13 protein-coding genes are annotated in these 20,297 nt (G+C 40.3%); all 13 read right to left on the bottom strand.

Annotation, left to right across the window (positions count from 1 at the left end; genetic code table 11):
* Window positions 1-12: 12 nt before the first annotated feature.
* The 13 genes from NXS00_RS03355 to NXS00_RS03415 all read right to left on the bottom strand — a co-directional run bounded on the left by NXS00_RS03355 (window position 13) and on the right by NXS00_RS03415 (window position 20,266).
* Window positions 13-615 (bottom strand): hypothetical protein, encoded by a 603-nt coding sequence (locus tag NXS00_RS03355; RefSeq protein WP_258097701.1) that lies wholly within the window; start codon window positions 613-615, stop codon window positions 13-15.
* On the bottom strand, window positions 616-1,839 hold the full coding sequence (locus NXS00_RS03360) for a bifunctional 3,4-dihydroxy-2-butanone-4-phosphate synthase/GTP cyclohydrolase II (RefSeq protein ID WP_308708406.1): 1,224 nt from the start codon (window positions 1,837-1,839) through the stop codon (window positions 616-618).
* A 33-nt stretch (window positions 1,840-1,872) separates the two neighbouring features.
* Complete coding sequence (gene dnaG / locus NXS00_RS03365) at window positions 1,873-3,813, bottom strand: DNA primase (RefSeq protein WP_258097702.1); 1,941 nt, start codon at window positions 3,811-3,813, stop codon at window positions 1,873-1,875.
* An 80-nt stretch (window positions 3,814-3,893) separates the two neighbouring features.
* Complete coding sequence (locus NXS00_RS03370; protein WP_258097703.1) at window positions 3,894-4,832, bottom strand: alpha/beta hydrolase; 939 nt, start codon at window positions 4,830-4,832, stop codon at window positions 3,894-3,896.
* Window positions 4,829-7,141, bottom strand: coding sequence for a response regulator (locus NXS00_RS03375; protein WP_258097704.1), 2,313 nt, complete (start codon window positions 7,139-7,141; stop codon window positions 4,829-4,831). Before NXS00_RS03375 ends, NXS00_RS03370 begins: the two co-directional genes overlap by 4 nt.
* A gap of 90 nt (window positions 7,142-7,231) precedes the next feature.
* On the bottom strand, window positions 7,232-8,731 hold the full coding sequence (locus tag NXS00_RS03380) for a sulfatase family protein (RefSeq protein ID WP_258097705.1): 1,500 nt from the start codon (window positions 8,729-8,731) through the stop codon (window positions 7,232-7,234).
* Window positions 8,732-8,860: 129 nt separating this feature from the next.
* Window positions 8,861-11,158 (bottom strand): beta-glucosidase BglX, encoded by a 2,298-nt coding sequence (gene bglX / locus NXS00_RS03385; protein ID WP_258097706.1) that lies wholly within the window; start codon window positions 11,156-11,158, stop codon window positions 8,861-8,863.
* A gap of 7 nt (window positions 11,159-11,165) precedes the next feature.
* On the bottom strand, window positions 11,166-12,950 hold the full coding sequence (locus NXS00_RS03390; RefSeq protein WP_258097707.1) for a family 43 glycosylhydrolase: 1,785 nt from the start codon (window positions 12,948-12,950) through the stop codon (window positions 11,166-11,168).
* Window positions 12,947-13,729 carry a carboxylesterase family protein gene (locus NXS00_RS03395; RefSeq protein WP_258097708.1) on the bottom strand — a complete coding sequence of 261 codons (783 nt, stop codon included), beginning with the start codon at window positions 13,727-13,729 and terminating at the stop codon, window positions 12,947-12,949. Before NXS00_RS03395 ends, NXS00_RS03390 begins: the two co-directional genes overlap by 4 nt.
* On the bottom strand, window positions 13,722-15,068 hold the full coding sequence (locus tag NXS00_RS03400; protein WP_258097709.1) for a glucoamylase family protein: 1,347 nt from the start codon (window positions 15,066-15,068) through the stop codon (window positions 13,722-13,724). Before NXS00_RS03400 ends, NXS00_RS03395 begins: the two co-directional genes overlap by 8 nt.
* Window positions 15,061-16,413 (bottom strand): glucoamylase family protein, encoded by a 1,353-nt coding sequence (locus tag NXS00_RS03405; RefSeq protein ID WP_258097710.1) that lies wholly within the window; start codon window positions 16,411-16,413, stop codon window positions 15,061-15,063. The genes NXS00_RS03400 and NXS00_RS03405 overlap by 8 nt, the downstream gene beginning before the upstream one ends.
* A complete protein-coding gene (locus tag NXS00_RS03410; protein WP_258097711.1) occupies window positions 16,406-18,388 on the bottom strand; it encodes a glucoamylase family protein in 1,983 nt (660 codons plus the stop codon). The genes NXS00_RS03405 and NXS00_RS03410 overlap by 8 nt, the downstream gene beginning before the upstream one ends.
* A gap of 66 nt (window positions 18,389-18,454) precedes the next feature.
* The gene (locus NXS00_RS03415) at window positions 18,455-20,266 is read right to left on the bottom strand and encodes a LamG-like jellyroll fold domain-containing protein (RefSeq protein ID WP_258097712.1); all 1,812 of its coding nucleotides are present in this window, start codon (window positions 20,264-20,266) and stop codon (window positions 18,455-18,457) included.
* Window positions 20,267-20,297 lie beyond the last annotated feature (31 nt).

Consider the following 20,297-nt stretch of genomic DNA (forward strand, 5'->3'; position numbering starts at 1 on the left):
AGTAATTTTTTTTTAGAGTGAATTGTAAAAGGCCGTAATACGAATTAAATCACGTACCTCATCGGTTTTTAAATGATTGTCTTTGACATATTCCCGGACTTCACGGCTGTGCTTGTACATAATCTCCAGCAAGTCCGCACGCTTACCGGTAAATAAGTCAATATTGCCTTCTTTGTCCAAAAAATAGAAAGTATAAGCTACTACATCTCTCACAAATGATCCACCCCAGTATGCTGAGCTGGTATTTGTTGATTCCTGGACTATTTGCTCACGAGAAAGTAAAGATAGTGGACCTTCATAAAGCACTTCAAAAAGAATGGGAATCTTGTAATTGTAGTTCACATCATAAGGAATGGAATAGAATTGCCGATAACTCGATAAAATCTTATCGTAGATCTCAACATAAAAAATCTTATGACTACTATAGGTCTTTACTACCTGATTCTGAATCACTTGCACCACATTGGCCTCCATATCATACTTTAGGAGGCCACTGAGTGTATCTTGATCTGATGTTACCAGGTAACCATCATGCCATACTTCACTTGAGAAATCTTGACTAAATCCCTGAAGGGTAAATAAGCATAAGAAAATGACGAAAAATGATTTTCTCATTTAATGTTTAATCTTTAAAATTTCATGTCCCATCTTGTCACGCTTGGTTTCAAGATACTTCTTGTTATGGACATTTGGTGTTACTTCAATAGGTACGTTTTCTACAATTTCCAGGCCATACCCCATCAATCCAACACGTTTTTTAGGATTATTTGTAATTAATTTCAACTTGGTGATACCTAGTTTACGAATAATCTGTGCCCCAACACCATAATCGCGCTGATCCATTTTAAAGCCAAGCTTCAAATTAGCCTCTACTGTATCAAAACCTTCCTCCTGAAGTTTGTAAGCTCTTAGTTTATTCACCAAACCAATGCCCCTACCTTCCTGGTTCATGTATAGAACCACACCTTTTCCTTCTTTCTCAACCATCTGCATTGCACTATGCAACTGATTCCCACAATCGCATCGGTAAGAACCGAAAATATCTCCAGTTACGCAGCTAGAGTGAACTCTGACCAATACGGGTTCATCTTCCTTCCACTCTCCTTTAAATAAGGCTAGGTGAGTCTCACCTGTCGTTGTTTGCTTAAATGCTTTAAGCTTGAACATGCCATGTTCTGTTGGCATATCTACAGTTATCTCCTCTGTTACTAAAGATTCCTTCTCAAGTCTATAAGTGATGAGATCCTTGATGGAAACAAGCTTCAGGTTGAATTTATCTGCAATGACTCGTAAATCAGGGAGTCTGGCCATGGTGCCATCATCTTTCAACACCTCTACCAATACTCCAGCCGGCTGCAATCCTGCTAAACGTGCAAAATCAACCGCAGCTTCCGTATGGCCGGTGCGTCTCAGAACTCCTCCAGACTTAGCTTTCAATGGAAAAATGTGACCTGGTCGACCTAGGTCTTCAGGCTTTGTGTCGGGGTTAACCAAAGCTTGAATAGTTTTTGCACGATCAGCAGTACTAATTCCTGTTGTAGTGCCATGACCTAAAAGATCCACTGAAACAGTAAATGGTGTCTCGTGTGTGGCAGTATTTTTTCCTACCATCAAATCAAGGCCTAATTCCTCACAACGATCTTCAAGAAGTGATGCACAGATCAAACCACGACCTTCTTTGGCCATAAAGTTGATAATATCTGGTGTTACTTTTTCTGCTGCACAAATAAAATCACCCTCGTTTTCACGATCTTCATCATCTACTACAATGATGATTTCACCATTTCTGATGGCTTCAATCGCGTCTTCGATCGGGTCTAACATTTGGTCTTTATCCATTGTTGTTTATTTATTACTCTATGTATATACAAATTACTTGGTAATCACGTTCCCGAGCATCTTAGCAATACTCATTTCTATTTTCTTAAGCTCATTGATTTCATCCAAAATGATATCAATATCATCGTCCATTCCTATTCCCTTTAACTTTTTAGTCTCTTCTTCTACTAAATGCTGGACAATTCTAAACTTTAACCTCAATATATTGGAATAAGTTATATCACGTAACTTATCTGTTTCCTTTGGAATATGAATTTGAAACTTATTCTCCCAGTTTTCACTCACCTCGTGACGTGGAGTCATCATATCTACAACTACCTGCTTCACTGGCTCACTTCCATGGCTCAATAAGTAATCCCCATCAATAATGAATCCTTCATTCAATTTTGATTTGAACAACTCTATAATCTCTCGGTAAACCGGATTCGTAAACTGAATCTCTTCAACTTCTGTGATAAAGTACGAAATCAAATCCTGATCTATGGATTCCTGATTAAGAATACTGTGTGTACCATAATTGACCAACACACGAATACTCTCTTGCTCTTGAAGCTCAATTAGCTTGAGAATATCAACAGTTTCCACCTGTTCTGGCTGCATGGACAGCACATCTTCAGGCATGATTGGTGGTTGATCCGGAGCAGGCCCTCCACTACCACGCTCCTTGTTAAGCTGGATGAGAATTTTGTTCTGCTCCGCAATGAGAACAGACTCCTGAATTCCTAGTAAGTCACTACACTCCTTCAGATAAACCGTTCGCTTAACCGGATCTTCAATTTTGGTGATCGTGCGAACAATGTCTTTAATTAATCCAGCTTTCTTAACTGGATCGTCTTTGGCATCTTCAAGGAACAGTTTCGTCTTGAAACGGATGATGTCCTGAGATTCCGTTTCAATAAAATGGTTAAAAGCTGTAGCTCCTAATTGGCGAGAGTAACTATCAGGATCTTCTCCATCTGGCAAAGCAACAGCTCGTACGTTCAAGCCGCCTTCCAGAAGCATATCAATACCACGGATAGATGCCTTTATACCCGCTGCATCACCATCAAAGATCACCGTCACATTTTCGGTAAATCTTCGAATCAATTTAATCTGATCCTCGGTCAATGCCGTTCCCGAGGAAGAAACAACATTCTTAATGCCCGTCTGGTGCATGGAGATCACATCTGTGTAACCTTCCACCAGGAATATGTTATCTTCTTTTCTTACATCCTGTTTGGCTTGAAATAAACCATACAGAATCCTACTCTTATTGTAGAGTTCTGTTTCAGGGGAGTTAAGGTATTTTGGTTGCTTTTTATCTTTAGAAAGTGTTCTGGCGCCGAAGGCTACTACCTTTCCAGAAATATTATGAATTGGAAAAATGACCCGATTACGGAAACGGTCATAGGTTTTTCCTCCCTCTTTGGAAATCACCAGACCTGCTTCCTCCAGAAGGTCTTTGTTATACCCTTTTGCCTCAGCAGTTTTCATGAGATCATCCCACGAATCGATGGTATAACCTAATTCAAAGTCCTTAATGGTCTCTTCAGTGAAACCGCGTTCTTTGAAATAGCTTAAACCTATAGCTTTTCCTTCATCATGATTCCAAAGCAACTCTTTGAAGTGCTCTTTGGCAAAATTCAGAAGGATGAATAAACTCTCCCGCTTGTTTTGTGCCTCTTGCTGTTGATCTGTCTGCTCTTCTTCAATAATCTCCACGCCATAGCGCTGAGCCAGATATCGGAGAGCTTCCACATAAGACAAACCATCTACCTCCATGATGAAGGTGATAGCATCGCCGCCTTTTCCACTACTAAAGTCTTTGAAAATTCCCTTGGAAGGGACTACATAAAACGATGGAGTCTTTTCATTGGAAAATGGACTTAGGGCTTTATAACTAGAACCAGAACGTTTCAGCGTCACAAAGTCGCCTACCACCTCCACAATATCCATGCGGTTTTTTATTTCTTCTATGGTAGCAGGACTAATCATTACACTCTTTTTGTTACTGATTTTGGGAGGGCAAATCTAAGCCAAAGAGAAGAAGGTTACCTCACAATTTATGAGGAAGTCTATTCAACTTTACAAAATCCAAAATCATTGTAATCACATTGATTCGTTCCTTCACTGAGAATGGTATGCCCCTGTATAGACCCTTCTCTTCTGACAATCCATTCCAGAAATAAATCCATATGCTTTCGGTATTTCTCTTCTATCGGTTTGGAAGCCCATTCGTGACCTCCTCCACAATCAGTAACCAGATAATAAACTTTATCGAGTTCTTTGAGCTTCATGGCAAGTGAATAAGAACCGTACAGCATCATAAAACCAGTTTGATCGGCAGAACAATAATGATGAGCGGCATTGTCATAAGGGACTAGATTATCGCAAGTACCATGGTAAAACAGAGAAGGAACTGCTGACTCTGAAGTGACCCAACGTTCATCCAATAATGCGCCAGCCATACTGATCATTCCTCCATATTTAAATCCTTCTGGAAGTATTCCTTCATAGGTTTTATCCCAATAAACCGCATGAAGTACTGCTTCTGCACCTGCACTACTCCCTGCAAGGACAATTTTGGAAGGATCTATTCCTAACTCATTTTTTCTCTTTAATAAATAGGCAACAGATTGATGAATGTTCTGTGCTGCGACGAACATGGTATTGATCTTATTCTGAACTGGTTGATCACAACTGAAGGACTGATCTTTCATTGTTAAATGATAGGAAATAGTGGCAGTTACCCAACCTTCAGCAGCATATCTTTTACAGAAATCTAAATGCTGTGCATCATCACGTTTACCTCCAGAAAAACCTCCTCCATGCACATAAATCAACACTGGTTTATTCGCATTCTTTGTGAGCGGTGTGAAAATATCCATCCCGAGGGTATCCTCATAAACAACCGTTTCGGATTTGATTTTCTGACCTTTTGCAGCAGACATTGTCAAAAACAATGCAATAACCAGGATTAAAAGACGGGAAGAGTAAAGTATTTGCTTGTTCATATTTCTGCTTTAAGTTGATTAATCATTTTTTGTTGCAACTCGTCTGGATGAAAGGGTTTGATCACAAAATCGTTCATACCAGCTTCTCTTACTCGATCCAGAATATCACCTGAAGCAGCGGCTGTTAGTGCAATTATTGGCACCTTTATACCAGCTGAACGAATTTTAGTAGACGCTTCTATTCCTGAAATTCCTGGCATCTGAATATCCATCAAAATTAAATCATAAGAATCAGAAGCGATTTCCACCGCTTTCTCTCCATCAATGGCGTGGGTCATTTCCATACCCCAATTATTCATAAACCTTTTCACCACCAATACATTCATCGGATTGTCTTCGACAAGAAGTATGTGTTTGCCCCTGAGCATACTGTCGTCCAAATCAGTATTTTTATTTTCTGCAGAGACCATTGCATTGGGTGGAAGGATAAACTCTTGAGTGAAACTAAATGTAGACCCTTCTCCAGGTCTACTAAGGACTCTCAAATCAACACCTTGAATTTGCAGTAGCTTTTTACAAATAGAAAGCCCTAATCCAGACCCGCCATATTGCTCATGAATTTTAGAATCTGCCTGACTAAAACTTTCGAATATTTGTTCAACCTTGTGTTCATCAATGCCAATACCTGTATCAATCACATGGAACTCTACAACTACACTATCTGTGGTTGTTTTAAGTATCTCCATCTTTAAAGTAACACTACCCTGTCCTGTGAATTTTACAGCATTACCTAGGAGATTAAATAATACTTGCGTGAGTTTACCCTTATCTGAATAGATGAAACTCTCATTGAAATTCGATTCAAATACAATCGCTATTCCCTTGCTTTCTGCATGTGGTTTAAAGCCATTAACTAACTGCTTTCCTAACTTTTGAAGATCAAATTTGGAATTAGAAAATTCTATTTTCCCAGCTTCAATTTTATTAAAATCAAGAATGTTATTTATTAGTGTAAGTAGATTTTCAGCGGAGAATTGTAAACCATCAATTGTTTCCATCTGATCTTCTCTCGGTTTTCCAATGAGCAGATGATGCACCATACCCGTCACAGCGTTTAAAGGTGTTCTAATCTCATGGGACATGATGGATAAAAACTCAGATTTCGCCTTCAGAGAAGCTTCGGCATCTTCTTTGGCCTTTTGCCAAACTTTTGCAAACTGCTGTGATAAGGTAAGAGAATGCAAAAAGAAAAACGAAAGATATCCTACTGGCACAACATAAATATAATAATCAACCATACCCAGTATATTAAGTGCACGAAGAGCCAATGCTCCCAAAAGTAAAAGGATGGCAAATAACGAGTATCTAGCCCCAGTTCTTTTTCTAATCGTTGCAGTGATGATTACATAAAATGCTGAAATCGTCATGAGTACTGTAATAATCAAGTAATACTTGTGTACCCAGGTAAAAAATGAAACAGGTGTAAAAATCGCAAAAACAAGAAATAAGAGATTACTTCCTGCCAACAGTCTGACAAAGAGACGATTGACCTCTCGTGGATAAGTATGTTCGATAAACTTCGTTAGAAAGAATATCGCCAAATACAATGAGCCATATTCAAGGCGAATGGACAAGTACCACGATAGCTCAGGAAACAGTGAATGCAACGCATGATTACCACTCCCAATAGCGTAATAAGAAAACGAAATACATAGCAAGGAAAAGTACAGGAAGCTTTTCTGATGCCGACCATAAAGAAATAAGCCAAGAAAAAACAAACCGCCCATTATCAATGCACCTGACAGAAAAATGTCCAAAGACTCTAGATACATCTGCTTCTGAAGCATCCACTTTTCGGGGCCTAAAATAAAACTATTGGTAGGGCCTCCTTTATCATGATCAAAGTTGGCAATCTGAACTACCAGTCGATTGGTATCCTGTAGGATATCTGAATCAACTCGAACAGTCTCATGAATCCACTTAGGTTCATAGGTTTCTTTCTGAGATGAAACTATACCACTTTGAGCAATCAGATGACCGTTCCAATAAACCTGCTGTGAACTGTAAGCAGGAGGAACATATAATGCCCAGTCCTTCCTTTTATCCAGTATAATGTCGATTGCATAAGTCGCAAAACCAGTGGAATCTGACCAGTATTTCGGAAAACTCACCAAATTCTGATGAATCAAATCTTCTTGCGGATTTGGTAGTGACTTCCAATAAAATGCCCATTCCCCATCGAGCTTGACCTCTTCATATTGATCGGTGAAATCTAGAAAGCCTGCACCATCTTGAAGAGGAGTAGAAAGTGCAGACCAATGAAATAAGGCTACGGCAAACAATACATAGAGTATCTTTTTGCTATTCATTGAACAAGAGGTTGGTTAATTAACTCTTAACTGTTAACACACCTCTAAGTTACTTTTTTTATGTTTTCTCAAATATACTTTAACCCGAAACTAGTAGGTGTCTCGATAAATATGATCGAAACGTTTGCCATGATCAGGCTTTAATGGCATGCTCTCTCCTCCAGTTTCATCCAACCAGGTGAACAATGCTTCTCTCAACCCTTTGGCTACTTCAGCATAAGTCGTATCGCGAATCAAGTTTCGCATTTCATTTGGATCGTTTTCGATATCATACAGTTCATTGATATCCCAGATACCGTGGTATCGGATGAATTTATACTTTGAAGTCCTCACGGCATGAACAGTTGGGGTTTGTGGGAATGGTCTCTCCCAGAAATACTCGTAATAAACCGTATCTCTCCATGCTACTTCCTGATCATACAGTAATGGCTTGAACGAGGTGCCATTCATATTTCCTTTGGTTGCTAATCCAGCGAAATCCATCACTGTTGGACCAACATCAACATTCTGCACAACTTCCGTAAGTTTGGTTCCTGCAGGAAGATCTGCTCCCATGGCCAACATCGGCACTCGCATAGACTCTTCATAGGCTTGACGCTTGTCAATTAAACCGTGCTCTCCAAACGAAAAGCCATTATCACCCATGTAGATCACAATGGTGTTTTCTAATAAACCTTCTTTTTCCAGATATGCTACCACTGTCCCGATACTCTCATCCACGGAAAGTAGCGTTTCACAATAACGTTTGTAGAAATCATCAAAGTTGATTTGACCATGATACATGTAATCCACACCATGCCAGCTATCTCTTTGAGCTTTCGCCCAATTTGGTAAATCCTCATAATTGTATTCCTCCTCTGTTACCGTACTTCGCTTATGGCCAGGAGGAAACATGGTTGGTGGATAAGCAACCTCTTCATTCTCGTACTTACCTAAATGCCTTTTTGCTGGTTGAAAATCTGCATGGACTCCCTTGTGAGACAGGTATAAAAAGAAGGGTTTGGTCTTATCTCTAGTATCCAAGAAGTCAAGGGCATAGTCTGTCAACACATCGGTAACATAGGCAGAATCGGTAAACACAGAATCCTTACCGTTGAAATTGATGACTGGATTATAATACTGTCCCTGACCTCTGAAACTTGCCCAAAAATCGAACCCTGGACGTTTGCCGCTATGATGCTCACCCATATGCCATTTACCAATGAATCCAGTTTGATAGCCCGCTTCATCTTGTAAGTACTCAGGGAAGAATACCGTTCCTTCTGGTATTAAAGACTGATTATCAACTACTTTGTGATTGTGTGCGTATTGTCCAGTGAGTATACTCGCTCTACTAGGTGAACATAAAGACGTACTCACAAAGGCATTCTCAACATGCACTCCCTCTCTAGCCATTCGGTCCATATTGGGAGTTTCCAAAAATGGAACCTTACCTGTAAACCCCATAAAGTCATATCGGTGATCATCACTTAGGATGAATATGACATTCTTTTGATTACCCTTATCAATTTTAGCGGTCTCTTCTTGATTTGAGTGAGGATAAAAAGACCAACATAATAGAGCAATAGATAGGTAAAACAGGTTTTTCATAGCAGATAATTTAAAAAGGATTCGTCACTGGAGTTTTGCAGAACAAAATCTACTTCCAGAATCTTGATCACTCCAGTGATGAATCGCTAAACTGTTGATGGTATGCAGAAGTATGGAAGCATATTTTTATTACTTATTCCAGTGCATAGATGTAGAAAGTACATCTCTTGAATTAGTCCCAACCATGATTTCAAATTCACCTGGTTCCCAGACAAATTCAAGGTCAGAATTATAGAACTTCAAATCCTCAGGCGTGATCTCAAACGATACCGTTTTCGTCTCACCCCCATTTATCAACACTTTTTCAAAGCCTTTTAGCTCTTTTACCGGTCTGGTAACAGAACCTACGACATCTCTGATATAAAGCTGCACCACTTCCTTACCAGCCACATCACCAGAGTTCGTTACATCCACGGAAACCTTCAACGTTTGGTCACCAGTCAATTTCGGACTAGAGATGGTCAAGTTGCTGTAATCAAATGACGAGTAACTCAAACCATAACCAAATGGATAAACTGGCTCATTTGGAATGTCTAGATAATTAGACCTAAACTTTTGGAACCACTTACCTTCAGGCAATGGTCTTCCAGTGTTTTTATGATTGTAGTAAATCGGTACCTGACCAACATTTTGTGGGAATGTAGCGCTCAACTTTCCAGATGGGTTCACATCACCGAACAACACATCGGCTATTGCATCTCCAGCCTCACTACCCGCAAAGAATACATTCACAAGTGTTGGTAGGTTTTCAGCTTCCCATCTGATCGCCAAAGGACGGCCAGAAAGAATAACTGCTACTACAGGCTTTCCTGTCTTCATCAAATCCTCCATCATTTTGCGTTGATTTTCAGGAATCTCAATATTGGACATACTAGAGCTCTCACCAGTAGACTCAGAAGCTTCACCGATTATTGCCACCACTACATCAGATGATTTGGCTACTTTCAGCGCTTCAGCTAGCAAGGCTTCTTCTGAACGCTCATCTCTATTCGTAGGCTTACCGAAAATGCTGATTCGAGATTCCAAATCCGCATCTGGAACCACATTACAACCTCTGGCATATTGAATAGAAGCGTTCTCGCCTACAGCATTTTTCAATCCTTCAATAATGGATATTGATTTTTCAAAATCACCAGCTACAGACCATGTTCCGGCCATGTTTTCGATGTTGTTAGCCATTGGGCCAATCAAAGCGATTTTACCAGACTTTTTAAGTGGTAATACACCTTTTTCATTTTTCAACAACACGATGGATTCAGCAGCTATATCTCTGGCTACCTGACGATTAGACTCAGTGAAAATTTCTGTTTTTGCTCGCTCCAAATCACAGTATTTATATGGATCATCGAACAAGCCAAGCTTGAATTTAGCTTCCAAAATTCGTCTACATGCTGCATCCACCTGAGCTTCAGTCACTAACCCTTTTTCAATGGCTTTTTTAGTTTGATTAAGCAACGCATCACTCACCATGTCCATGTCAATTCCAGCATCCAATGCGCGAGCAGCTACAGCCAATGTATCACCGATACCATGGTCAATCATTTCATTGATGCCTGTATAATCTGTTACCACAAACCCATCAAAACCCCATTGGTTTCTCAATACTTCGGTCATTAACCATTTACTTCCTGTAGCAGGCACACCATCTACTTCATTGAAGGAAGCCATCACACTCCCAACACCAGCATCTACAGCAGCCTTATAAGGAGGAAAATACTCATTGTACATTCGGATATGACTCATGTCCACAGTATTGTAATCTCTTCCGGCCTCTGCAGCACCATACAATGCATAATGCTTCACACAGGCCATCATGGTATTGTTAGCCGTAAGATCATCTCCCTGATAACCTCTAACCATCGCCGCAGCTATTTGTGAACCTAAATACGTGTCTTCACCAGAACCTTCAGAGATTCTTCCCCATCTCGGGTCTCTTGACACATCCACCATAGGAGAAAATGTCCAGGCGATACCATCTGCCGTAGCTTCAGAAGCTGCCAATCGAGCGGATTTCTCTACTAAGTCCATGTCCCAAACACAAGACATACCAAGTGGTATTGGGAATAAAGTCTTATATCCATGAATGACATCCATCCCGAAGATTAACGGTATTCCTAATCGAGTTTCTTCTACTGCAACTTTTTGTGCCTGACGTATTTTTTCAGCTGTTCGAATATTGAATAATCCCCCTACTTTACCTTCTTTGATTCTTGAAACAATACCTGTACTCTTGGCAAGACCGGTATTGATATCACCTGCTGCAGGTAAATTTAATTGGCCAACCTTCTCCTCCAACGTCATCAATGCCATCAAAGAATCGATTCTTGAATCATATGATGAACCACTCCGATTACTGCTTTCTTTAGGTGAACTACATCCCACCAAAACAGCCAGTATTATTACGTAAATACTATCTATCTTCCTCATTGTCCTGTTAGTTCTTAATAATTAGTGATTTCTTAGAAATTCCATTTTCGTTAAATGCCTCCACCTGGTAGTAATAATCCACACCAGTATTCAAGGCTCTTAGTTCATAGCTATTCTGATCATAAATCATGACCGAATTGTTCAAACGATCTTCAGCAATCCCCCAATAAAGCACATAACCTGTGGCGTCCTTGTCTGTCTTCCAGGTTAAGTTGCAGTTTCTTTGATCTGCTTGTCGTTTGGCTTCAAAGGACTTTGGCATTGCAGGTGCCTTGCCTCTTCCTTTACCGAATATTCTTAATTCTCCTATTGCCAGGTACTTATTCGGGAAATAGACGTTTTGATATTTGATATATCGAGCTGCTATAGGTTTACCCAATTCGATATATGCATGTGGTTGATCGCGTTGATTCTTAGAGTAGTCGATAGCTACCTCCCAATCTTTTCCATTGAGAGAGGTTAAAATGTAAAACTGCTGTCTCAGCGTATCAGGTTTACCGAAAATATTGGCATTGAAATCCTGGAAATTGATTTGAACGGCTCTGATATCCATGACAGCACCAAGATCCATCTCCAGATACAGCGAATCTGAATTACTTGGTGCTACCCAAAATGTCCGAAGATTCTCATCATTGGCTCTAGCAGCTTCGTAATTTGGAGCTTCTTGTTCCAGCTGATAGCCAGATGCATTTTCGTCAGCCACCTTTTGCACCACATCTTTTACTACAGCGTTAGTTTTGATTGACTTTCCTTTGGACAAAAGCATCCATCCAGTGAATCGATTCTTATGATCTAGCACCCCTACTTCCGGCAAATAATGGGGATAATCGCCATAAGCAGTATTCACATACATTTGACCATCTTCTTCAAAACCTGTTGGGAACATTCCAATTCTGCGCTCAAATTTGAAGTTTACAGAAATCGGCATACTAGCAAAATGCCAATAATGTCCCTGATTATCCTTTACCGTACTTCCATGACCAGCACCTGTCAAAAATCCTCCGGGTTTATAGGAAACTGGATTGTAATCAGCATATTCAAACGGTCCTAATGGACTCTTAGACGTGTACACACCATCCGCATAAACATTCCATTGGGTACCAGGAGCACTATATTCTAAATAATAGGTATCACCATGCTTGGTCATCCAGGGACCTTCAATATAAGGATCCATATCCGAAGTGTGATTTTGTCCAAAACGTTCCCAACCATGTTGCTCAGGATGCAAATTGAATAAGTCTTTCTGCTCACCTACAGGAATGTAAAAATTAGCCGTATCTAATGCAATTCCATGAATTGGCCATTTATTAGAAGACTCTTCATATAGATAAACCTGATTGTCATCGTCTACAAACAGGTCTGGATCCTGTACACCTACAGGCAAATTGAGCACAGCATAATTCGTTTGCCAATTCCCTAATTCCGGATTATATGTTTCTATAACCGCTCCTCTTCCAGACGGATCGCCCAAAACGATCACTTTACCATTTCTTACTGCAGCTGCTGGCGCATTGCATCCATTGAAATACCATGATTGTGGCTTGATGAACTTCCATGTGCCCATATCCTCTGACATCCAATACCCATGAGATCTGGTGACGAACATGAAATACTTGCCGTTGAAATTGATAACTGCCGGATCGGCACCAGAACGATAAGAAACATCTCTCTCCGCTCTGTAATGCGACATGTATGTGTAGTCAATGTCAATAGGATTGCAATAAGTTGTTTGAGTTTGACTGAAACCGAGCCAGGAACCAGAAAGAAGCAATATGATTAATACTGCCTTCATTTCTTCTTATTGGAATAAAGCCAGGAAATCAATTCTGGCTCAGCAAATGCATTGTTCCAGCTGCCGTGATTAGCATCTTTGTACAAGGTATATTTAGCCGTACCACTAAGTTTTCGAATCGCAATTACCATATCTGTAGAATAAGATGGCAAAACCACATTGTCCTGAGCACCATGGAAAATCCACATGGGCACATTACCGGCAATAGTTTTTGCCCTTGCTGGATGTGCACCACCACAAATGGCGATTGCAGCAGCAAACAAATCTGGTCTTCTGGATACTATTTCAAAGGTTCCCATGCCTCCCATGGACAATCCACCAACATAGATCTGATCATCTTTGGAAATAGAAGAAGCTTTGATAGAATCCATCAATGACATCACCAAATCCAAAGGATAAGTTGGGTCATCACCTTCTTTAAAATTGAATTTCAACGGAAAAGATGTCCGATCCACATCTACATTGGCCCAGTAACTCTCTTGTGGACATTGTGGAAAAATAACTATAGATGGATGATCTTTTCTAAAACCTTCATCCAGAAATAGAGAACTACCATGGATCAACTGTTTCTCATTATCACTTCCGCGTTCACCAGCTCCATGCAAAAAGAGCACTACAGGATACGACATGTTTTTATTGAATCCTTCTGGATAAAGAATTCGATAATTTAATGATTGACCGTTATGATTGTATACCTGCTTCTCGTAAGCATCTTTAGTAAGTTGCGCTTGTGATGAGAAGGATATTAATAATACTACAGCTGTAAATAGCTTATTCATGGGTAAATCCTAGTTTTTTCAATCCATTTTGAACCTCTGGAGCGGACATAAACAAGTCCCAAAGAAGTCCACTTCTATAATTTTCTATCATCACTGGAATTGGTCCTTGATCTATCGCCAGGTATCTCGGCAAATACCAATCATTTTGTAAACTGAAGGCATCATAAGGGCCATATTTCCCAACCAGTGAATCCCTGGTTGGGTCATATAGCCACTCCAACATTTGCATGCTCTCTGCAGGCGTGTACGGAAAAGAAGAGAGTGCAGCAGTTGGAGAAATCACCCCTAAATCACGATCTGGTCGATGACCAGCATATCCTTTCATGCTATAACTGGAAGTAAGTCCCCAGCAGTCTTCTCCATAGCCTTCAAAACCTTGTGGGTTTTCAACGCAATATGCATAGTGTGTTTTTGCATGGCTTTGGTTGAGTGTCCAATAGTTACCGTATTGGTCTTTAAGATTATTTGGGTTTAATCCCAGGTAGGAATAATGCGCCCAAAAAAGTGGCCCTACCTTACTTTCATCATGCTCATAATGATCCAAAACAAGATTGTACCCGTAATAAGTATCATTTGACTTAATCTGACCATCTCTAGCCCATCCTTTGTGATAAACCGATGGCTCTACTCCATGTGTAGGAGAAGAAGCTGCAAGCACATACATAATCAAACATTCGTTGTAACCGCCCACGGGGAAATTCATTTCCCATCCAAAATTTGGAGACCAATGCCAATAAAGAACATCTTCTCCTCCTTTGGTATGCCAGTCCCATTCTACTTCCTTCCAAATCGTATCTATTCGCTGAGCAACAGACTTTTCCTGAGCATCTCCGTCTTTGAAATATTGTCTGGCTGCCAATAGGCCTTGCATTAAAAATGCTGTCTCCACCAGATCACCTCCATCATCCTTTTTACTGAATGGTTTTACTTTACCTGTATCACCAAACCACCAATGTGGATACACTCCGTGAAAACGATCTGCACTATCCAAAAAGTCAAGTATAGTTTCAAATCGCTCCACTCCTTCTTTTCGTGTAATAAATCCACGTTCTATTCCAACAAGAATCGCCATTACGCCAAATCCAGAGCCTCCCGATGTTACCACATTACGATCATTGCTCGGATAAATATCATCCATATGAACCCTCTCGCGCGCCAATCCAGAATTAGGTTCTGCACCATCCCAGAAGTATTGGAATGTCTGATACTGAACCCTGGTCAATAAAGAATCCTGCGACTCAGTAGTTCGATTAATCAACTTAGCTTTTTGCTTAAATCCACATGCACTAGCAAAAAGTAAAGTCACTATACATAAGATATGTATCCAGGATTTATTCATAGGTAAATCCCAGTTTATCCAATCCTTCCTGCACTTCAGTAGCACCCATAAACAGATCCCATAGCAGACCAGATCGGTAGTTTTCTATCATTACAGGAATTGGTCCCTGATCAATGGCCAAATACCAGGGCTTGTACCAATCATGCTCATAACTAAAGGCATCGTATGGTCCATATTTACCAATCAAGGAGTCATTGTCTGGCTGATACATGAACCTTAAGAAGTCCATGCTATTCTCTGGCGTATAAGGAAAAGACGAAAGAGCCGCAGTTGGTGTAATCACCCCAAAATCCTCGTCTTTTGGACGGTGTGCAGCATAAAACCTTTTCGAATAACTGGCAGTTAAACCCCAGCAATTCTCACCATAACCTTCATACCCATTCGGATTCTCTACACACCATTGTCTATTAATTAAGGTGTGATTGACGTTGTGCTGCCAATAATCAGCATATTGATCTTTAAGGTTGCTCGGATCTAATCCTAAATAGGAATAGTGAGCCCAAAACATCGGTCCACCATATTGCTGTGAACCATTGTGTTTTAAATCCAGATGATATCCATACTGGCTATGTAATGAGTCATTGACAATTTCTCCTGACTTAGCCCAACCTTTGTGATAAACAGCTGGATCAATAGTATGTGTTGGAGAAGCTGCAGCCAAAACGTACATGATCATGCATTCATTATAGCCTGTAACAGCGAAATTCATAACCCATTCTTTGTCTGGAGACCAATGCCAATAAAGAACTTCCTCTCCTCCTTTGGTATACCAATCCCACTCAACACCTTTCCAGATCGCATCTATTCTAGAAGCAACAGCTTGTTCACGCTCATCGCCATCTTTGAAGTATTCACGAACTGTGATCAACCCTTGCATTAAAAAGGCTGTTTCTACCAAATCGCCTCCATTATCATTGGCACCGAATGGCTTTACCTTTCCAGTATCACCATACCACCAGTGAGGATATGCTCCATGAAAACGATCAGCTGTTTCCAGGAAATTTAGAATCTTTTCAAAACGTTCTACTCCCTCTTCTCTGGTAATGAAACCACGATCAATCCCCACAAGGATCGCCATTACTCCAAAACCAGAACCCCCGGATGTCACCACATTCTTATCATTGTCCGGATAATCGCCATCCATGTGAATTCGCTCAGGAGCCAACCCAGAAACAGGCTCAGCACCTTCCCAGAAATATTGAAATGTTTGATACTGAACGAGGTTTAGTAATGAATCATCACTGATCACCTTGTCGGCAGTAGTGGTATTGGAACTTTCCGTTTTAGGACTGTTACATCGAAAAACGAGGATAGAAATCAATCCGATAATTAAATACTTACTCATAGGTTATAGCTAGCTTGTCTAATCCGGCCTGTACTTCTGGAGCTGACATAAATAAGTCCCAAAGCAAGCCTGTTCTGTAATTTTCAATCATTAAAATTATTGGCCCTTGATCTATGGCCAAATAAGAAGATGCCACCCATTCTTCACTAAAATTGATTGCATCTTTAAATCCATAATTACCCCATAATCGGTCACCATAGATGTAATAAAACTGCCTGATAGCTTCCATTGATTGCTCCGGCGTATATGGTATAGATGAAATAGCTGCAGTAGGTGTAATTACACCAAGATCATTATCTGGAGAATGAGCATTGTATCCATCCTGATTATCACTCGCCGTTAATCCCCAGCTATATTCGCTGTATCCTAAATAATTCTTTGGATTAGCTTGACAATACGCCCAGTTGATAAGTGAATGATTCACATTCTGATCCCAGTAATTAGCATATTGATCAGAGAGATTTCTAGGATCTAAACCAAGGAAAGAGTAGTGAGCGAAGAATAACGGTCCTCCTCTATCATTACGCAAATCCAATTGATAGCCATAATAGGAATTGCCACTATTTTTCATAGCTCCATTTCGACTCCACCCGTTGGTATACACATCACTTGAAACTGAATGAGAAGTTGAAGAAGCCGCCAAAACATAAACGATCATCGCCTCATTCCATCCCGTGATTTTATGATTCATATCCCAGGAATAGTTTGGAGACCAATGCCAATACAGCACATCCTGTCCTCCTTGAGTGTACCAGTCCCACTCCACATCATCCCATAAAATGTTAATCTTATTGATGATTTCACTTTCCGTAGGATCCTGTGCATCTAGATACTGACGAACCGTGATGAGACCTTCTAACATGAAAGCACTTTCAACCAAATCACCACCATCATCTTTGGTACTAAAAGGACGAGTAGCACCAGTACTTCCATTTAACCAATGCGGCCAAACACCATGGTGTCTGTCTGCAGTAGAAAGTAAGAAATTAACAATTTTGAGCAGTCTTTGTACACCTTCCTGACGAGTGATAAAACCCCGTTCGATGGCTACTATTATTGCCATTACTCCAAAACCAGAACCACCAATAGTCACAGTCTCTCCAGAGTTTAATCGCTCTCTTGCCAATCCACTTGTTGGGTGGGCATAGTCCCAGAAATATTTAAACGTTTGCTCCTGAACCAATGAAAGCAGGTTATCATCAGATATTTCAGGGTATTTCAAAGTAGAATCCAGTGCTGTAATGAAGGTTGCTTCATATCCTTCGAAATCAGTTGAACCAGTACTAACTACACCAGCAGTAAGTTCAATATCATATTCGGTCCAGTAGTCCAATGGATCATCTGTGGTAATTGTAACGGTATTTCCTGATACCTCCTGTTTGGTATAGAATGTCTTAGATCCTTTGGTAACCTTGATGGCACCATCCTGAAGTGATGACGGATCAATATCATCTGAAAAAGTAGCCTTGATTTGTAAATCAAGAGGAATATTAGAAGTTTTTCGGTTCGAGGGTAATGCAATACCTCCAGACTCTAAGGAAATCAAAGTGAGTTTACCCTTCAAAGTCTGAAATTGAAATCCTGAGCGAGTATAAACAGAGCCACTTTCACTTGTCACTTCATTGAATACTACCGTGTAAGTTGTATAGGTATCAAATGAAGTTTGAGGATAGATAGAAATGTTCTTATTGGTATTAAAAACGTTGTATCGTAAATCAACAGCAATACCTTCTTCATCCACAACCTGAATTGTGTTGGTCAAATCTGTAGTATCAATGGACTCAGTAAAACCAGCGATAATTGGACCACTAAGCCCTACATTGGTAATTACTGCATCCAATAAACTTGCATTTGCCACTTGCAATGAGGTCAGCGAGAGTTCCGGAACAGGCTCCGTTTTATCTTCACAGCCATTGAAAAGAGCTACGCAAAGCAAACTGAATACAAGGACAATATTTCTGCTGGTAATTGACAAGGTTTTGGTAATTAACCACCCCAGAAAAATCCGGGGTGGTGAAGTTTAGAAATTATAAAATTGTAATTAGTTTCCTGCTTTCAAATCAGCGATTTGAGCTGGAGTAAGCACACCATTGAAGATTTTCACTTCATCAAGTAAGCTTGTTTCACCTAAATGACCCCAAGCTTTGAAGTTTGGCGCACCAGATCCGATAGACATGATGTCACAATCGGTCCAGTCAACTGCAATTTCTTCAGAACTTACAGCTGCAAGAATTCCATTAAGGTAAACCTGGCTCTTACCACCACCTACAGTGATCGCAACGTGTAGCCAATCTTCTCTATCAGCAGCGAAAGTTGCATATGTTGTGCCATCTACCCATGCACCATCATCGCCTGTTCCAATGTGCCCTTTGAAAGTTTGTTTTAAGTCGTCACCTTCACGGAAGAATCTCAACCCTTTCGTCAGGTTATTATCCTCAGCATTCTCGGTATTAACAGCACTGATAGAAATCAAACCAGCTCTTGTTGCTGTAGGATCTAATTTCACCCACATAGACACTGAGAATTGCTCTGTTAACAAACCGTCAGTAGGAATAGTCAAATAAGAATCTACATCGCCAGAGTATGCTTTTCCTGATACACCACCATCAACAACTGTTGGAGTACCAACTGCAGTTGCCGATAATTCAATATCAGAAGTCACACTGAAATCAGTATCGAACGACATATGAAGAACTTCTACAGCATCTTCACCATCTATAGGTGTTAATCCTGGATCTTCAGGATCTTCAATCGTTGGCAACCCAAATTCCAGACCTGTTAAAGTTTCAAGTTCAGATTCTGTCAAGGCTTTGTTGAACACTTTTAACTCGTCCAACAGGCTCAGATCAGCAAAGTGTTCCCAACCAGTAAATCTTGGTGCACCAGACATGATAGACAATAAGTCACAACCAGTTATACTTAGACCAGCATGCTCATCTGTACTAGCTACTAAACCACCGTTCAAGTAGAATGAAGCAGTAGTCTCATCGATAACCATAGCCACGTGTGCCCACTCAGCAGCAGTAGGGTCTACCGTAGCTAAATCACCACCATCTAACCAATGCTCATCCTCCCCTGTACCAAAGTTTCCTTTAAAGATTTGAAGGTCTCCTCTTGCTTCACGTAAAATTCTAAACCCGCTTGTTCTTAAATTTTGCGCATCGGGGTTTTCTGTATCTTCTGGCCCCATTGTTACAATACCTGCTCTGTTTGGCTCAGCGTTTACATTGATCCAGAAAGAAACAGTCATAGTTGAAGAAGCGATATCTTCTGTAGGGAATGTAAGGTAAGAATCAGCAGCACCTTTGTAAGCCATCGTTCCATCATAACCTTCTTCAGAATATTCCGGAGAACCTACAACAGTAGCTTCCTCTTCTGTTACCAGGTTGGCATAGTTTTCTTCAAATGACATGTAAAGAACTTCACCATCCAAAGCTGTATATGGATTAGCAGTTGCTTTAGTGAATGTTGAAGTAGCTGAAGTCGTTTTTCCTGACAAGTCGATAGCAGTAACTGTAATAGTGTACTCGCCATCCACAACTGCTTCCTTCACTACAGAGCCTGAATAACTTTTGAAATCTGTGAATGATGTTACTTCCTCAATTTGCTCACTTTCGAACTCAACTGTAACAGAAGCTAGCTCCACATCATCAGTTACTGTATATTCTACAGTTACATCAGCAGTCTCTTCCAATGTAGTCATCACAGACGCATCAGCCGGCTTTGAAATAGAGACTACTGGGGCTTCAAGATCTTCTTCTTCCTGAATTGGATCATCTTCTTCACCGCATGAGATTACGGCAACTAACACTGCAAGGGATGCGAGCAGTGATAAACTTCTCAGAATTTTCATATGATTTAGATTAATTGATAGTATTTATTGA

The sequence above is a fragment of the Marinoscillum pacificum genome (assembly GCF_024714495.1).
Classification (GTDB): Bacteria; Bacteroidota; Bacteroidia; order Cytophagales; family Cyclobacteriaceae; genus Marinoscillum; species Marinoscillum pacificum.